Raw genomic sequence first — 4,096 nt, forward strand, 5'->3', positions numbered from 1 at the left:
GCCCTCGCGAAGTCCGTCGGCGAGCGCAAACGATCCGCCGGCCGCGCCGGCCACGCGCATGCCGGGCGGAGGCTGATTGGGGACGAAAGCGGCCAGCGCATCGGACCAGTTCGGCCGGCTGCCGAGATGGGTCGACAAGGCGAGATTGGGATTCCAACCGCCCGACATCGCGAGCAGATCGGCTTTGAAATCGGTCGACCGGCCGTCGGCGGTGCGAACGGTTATCGCCCTCAGCTCACGGGCGCCGTGTGTGTCGACGATCTGAGCCCCGCGAAAGACCGGGATTCCCGATTGCGCGGCTTTGGCGGCGAGCCGGGGATCGATTTCGCTGCGCGTATCGAGGATCGCTTCGACCGACGTCCCGGCCCTGACCAGGTCGAACGCAGTGGTCCAGGCGTCGTCGCAGCAGGTGAAGACCGCGGCTCGCCGTCCGGGCGCCACCGCAAAGCGGTTCAGGTAGGCGCGCACGGCGGATGCCATCATCACGCCGGGCCGATCGTTGCCGCCGAACACGATCGGCCGTTCGATGGCGCCGGTTGCGAGCACGCTTTGCCTGGCGACGATCTTCCACAATCGCTGTCGCGGCCGATGCCTATCTGGCGCCGCAAGATGATCCGACACCCGCTCGACTGCGCCATAGCTGCCCCCGTCATAGACGCCGAACACGGTCGTCCTGCGCAGCACGCGGACGTTGGGCAGTGCATCGAGCGCCGCCGCGGTGTGCTGCGCCCAGACCGAACCTGGGCATCCCTCGATGTCCCGCACATCGCCGTTAAGGCGACCGCCAAGCACGTAATCTTCGTCGCACAGGATGACCCGAGCGCCGGACCGGCCGGCGGTGAGTGCTGCCGCAAGTCCCGCAGTGCCGCCCCCAATGACCAGCAGGTCGCAGAACGCGTGCATCTTGTCGTAGGCGTCGGGATCGGCGCGCATGCTGGCGCGGCCAAGGCCGGCCGCGCGGCGGATCGCGGGCTCGTAGATCTTTTCCCAGAACGACGCCGGCCACATGAAGGTCTTGTAGTAGAAGCCCGCAGCAAACAGCGGCGAGAGCAGCGAATTGATCGCGCCGACGTCAAAGCGCAGCGACGGCCACCTGTTCTGGCTCTGCGCCTCCAGGCCTTCGAACAGCTCGACGGCGGTGGCGCGCGTGTTCGGTTCGCGGTGGGCACCGCGCCGCAATTCGACCAGGGCATTGGGTTCTTCGGTGCCCGCGGTCAGCACGCCGCGGGACCGATGATATTTGAAGGAGCGGCCGAAGAGCCGAACACCATCGCCGAGCAGGGCAGATGCCAGCGTGTCGCCGGCATAGCCATGATAGGTCGTGCCATCAAATGAGAACCGCAGCGGCTGCTTGCGGTCGATCAGGCCCCCGGCAGCAAGCCGGTTCATGGCAGGTTTACGCATTGTCATGCTGCTCATGGCGCGGCCGTGCGTGCATAAGCCGCAGCGAGCACCTCGTGCGTGCGCGTGTCGCGCGTGACGCGCAGCCAGCTGCGGCATCCGTTGGCGTGATACCAGTATTCGTCATGCCGGCCCGCCGGATTGTCGCGCAGATAGACGGCTTCATAGAACTGGCGCGGCGCGTCCGACGCCTCCGGATCGGGCCGCCCCATGGTGTCGCCGTAATAGGCGAACTCGGCGAGGTCGCGTTCACCGCAGAAAGGACAGGGAATACGCATTTTTTGACGCCCAACGATTCTCAGCTTCAATGCAGGTTCGGCTGGGCACCCTGACCTTTTTCATCGATCAGGTGCCCGGTTGCGAAACGATCGAGGCGGTAGGCGGCGGCAAGCGGGTGGGATTGATCCCGTGCCAGCAAATGCGCGAAGCACCAGCCGGATGCGGGGGTTGCCTTGAAGCCGCCATAGCACCAGCCGGCGTTGAGCAAGAGACCCTCGATCGGCGTGTGGTCCATGATCGGAGAGCCGTCCATCGACATGTCCACCAGGCCGGCCCAGGATCGCAGCATTCGCAGGCGCCCGATCGCGGGCATCAAGGCCATGCCGCCCTCGCAGACATCTTCCACGGTCGGAAGATTGCCGCGCTGGGCGTAGGAGTTGTAGCCGTCGATATCGCCGCCGAACACCAGGCCGCCCTTGTCGGACTGGCTGATGTAGAAATGACCGGCGCCGAAGGTGACGACGCCGGGGACGGATGGCTCGATTGCCTCCGACACGAAGGCTTGCAGCACATGGCTTTCGATCGGCAATTTCAGTCCGGCCAGTGCCGCGACCCGCGAACTGCTGCCGGCGACGGCCAGACCGACCGTGCCGGCCCCGATCGGGCCTCTGGTGGTTTCGACCCCGACGATGCGCTCACGGTCCCGCAGGAACCCCGTCACCTCGCAATTCTGGACGATATCGACGCCGCGATCACTGGCGCCGCGTGCGTATCCCCAGACGACGGCGTCATGGCGCGCGGTCCCGCCGCGTCGCTGCAGCAGTCCGCCCTTGATGGGAAAGCGCGCATTGTCGAAATCGAGAAAGGGCAGCATGCGGCGTACGGCATCGATGTCGAGCATGTCCGCATCGGCGCCGGAAAGGCGCATGGCGTTGCCGCGGCGGGCGAAGGCGTCGCGCTGGGCGTCGGAATGATAAAGGTTGAGCACGCCGCGCTGGCTGACCATGACATTGAAGTTCAGGTCCTGCTCCAGGCCTTCCCACAGCTTCATCGACCATTCGTAGAACGGTTCGTTGCCCGGCAGCAGATAATTGGAGCGGATGATCGTGGTATTGCGACCGGCATTGCCGGATCCGATCCAGCCCTTCTCGACCACAGCGATATTGCGGATGCCGTGCTCCTTGGCGAGATAATAGGCGGTGGCGAGGCCGTGCCCGCCGCCGCCGACAATGACGATGTCATACGTCTTACGCGGAGCGGCATCGCGCCACACCGGCTGCCAATCGCGATGGCCGCGAAGGGCCCCGCGGGCAAGCGCGAACAGCGAATAACGCATGGGCCGGCTCTTTCAAGGCGAACTTGTGAGATGCAGCATGTCCTGGTATTGACGTTCCGGCATGGCCAAAAACGACCACAACTTGTCCATTGGCGACAAGGATTGCCCCTTGCGGGTAGGCTTCCTGCTGATCCCGGGCTTTGCATTGATGTCCTACGCCTCCGCGGTCGAGCCGCTGCGCGCGGCCAACGTGCTGACCGGGCGAAATCTCTACTGCTGGCGCCACATCGCCATCCACGGCGGCGAGACCGCCGCATCGAACGGCGTGCGCATCCATGCCGACGCCAGCATTGCAAACGTAGGGCGGCTGGATACGGTGGTGGTTTGCGCCGGCGGTAACCCGCAAACGTTCGATCATCCGCCGACGCTCGCTTTTCTGCGCAGCGCCGCCCGGCATGGCGTCCGGCTCGGTGGTGTTTCGGCGGGACCCTATCTTCTCGCCGAAGCCGGCCTGCTCGATGGATACCGGTGCACGGTGCACTGGGAGCACATCCCGGCCTTCGTCGAAAGATTTCCCCATCTTCAGCTCAGCCATTCGCTGTTCGAAATCGACCGCGACCGTTTTACCTGCGCCGGCGGCATCGCCGCACTCGACATGATGCATGCGCTGATCCGCATTGATCACGGCGCGGGCGTCGCCGCGGCGGTCAGCGACTGGTTCCTGCAGACCCAGATTCGCCGTGGCGAAGTTGCGCAGCGCTTGTCGCCGACCGAGCGTTTCGGCGTGCACCATCCGAAGCTGGTGGAGACGTTGTTGCGCATGGAGCAGAAGATCGAGACGCCGCTTGCGCCGAGTGAATTGGCAGTCTGTGTCGGCATATCGTTGCGCCAGCTCGAGCGCCTGTTTGCCCGGCATCTCGGCACCACAATCGGCCGGCGCTACCAGCGGATCAGGCTCGAACGAGCCAAGGTCCTGCTTCGCCAGACCACCGTCCCGATTGGTGAAATCGCGCTCGCAACCGGCTTTGCCGCACCGATGCATTTTTCGAGAAGCTACCGGCGGCACTTCGGCGTAGCACCGAGACAGGAACGAAAGGCCCGTTAGCCATTGAGAAGCGCTCCTGGAGGTGCCGGATCGAAGGCTGATCGTGGGAGCGATTCCATCAAACCTTTCGTTTCCAAGCAGTCGGACCTCTCCTG

At 64.9% G+C, this 4,096-nt stretch carries 4 protein-coding genes; 1 reads left to right on the top strand and 3 read right to left on the bottom strand.

The window, feature by feature from the left end; all coding sequences use genetic code 11:
• The 3 genes from WCB02_RS00040 to WCB02_RS00050 all read right to left on the bottom strand — a co-directional run.
• On the bottom strand, nt 1-1,404 hold a 1,404-nt coding region (locus tag WCB02_RS00040), incomplete at its 3' end, for a 2Fe-2S iron-sulfur cluster-binding protein (RefSeq protein WP_423955051.1).
• 11 nt (nt 1,405-1,415) lie between these two features.
• Entirely contained in the window at nt 1,416-1,679 is a 264-nt protein-coding gene (locus WCB02_RS00045) for a sarcosine oxidase subunit delta (protein ID WP_423955052.1), read from the bottom strand.
• A 26-nt stretch (nt 1,680-1,705) separates the two neighbouring features.
• A complete protein-coding gene (locus tag WCB02_RS00050; RefSeq protein WP_423955053.1) occupies nt 1,706-2,956 on the bottom strand; it encodes a sarcosine oxidase subunit beta family protein in 1,251 nt (416 codons plus the stop codon).
• Between the two features lie 61 nt (nt 2,957-3,017).
• Here WCB02_RS00050 and WCB02_RS00055 point away from each other — a divergent pair, with 61 nt between their 5' ends.
• Nucleotides 3,018-4,001: a GlxA family transcriptional regulator gene (locus tag WCB02_RS00055; RefSeq protein ID WP_423955054.1), complete on the top strand. Its 984-nt coding sequence runs from the start codon at nt 3,018-3,020 to the stop codon at nt 3,999-4,001.
• The last annotated feature ends 95 nt before the right edge of the window (nt 4,002-4,096 follow it).

Origin of the sequence: Bradyrhizobium sp., assembly GCF_049581145.1 — a bacterium.
Taxonomy (GTDB): Bacteria; Pseudomonadota; Alphaproteobacteria; order Rhizobiales; family Xanthobacteraceae; genus Bradyrhizobium.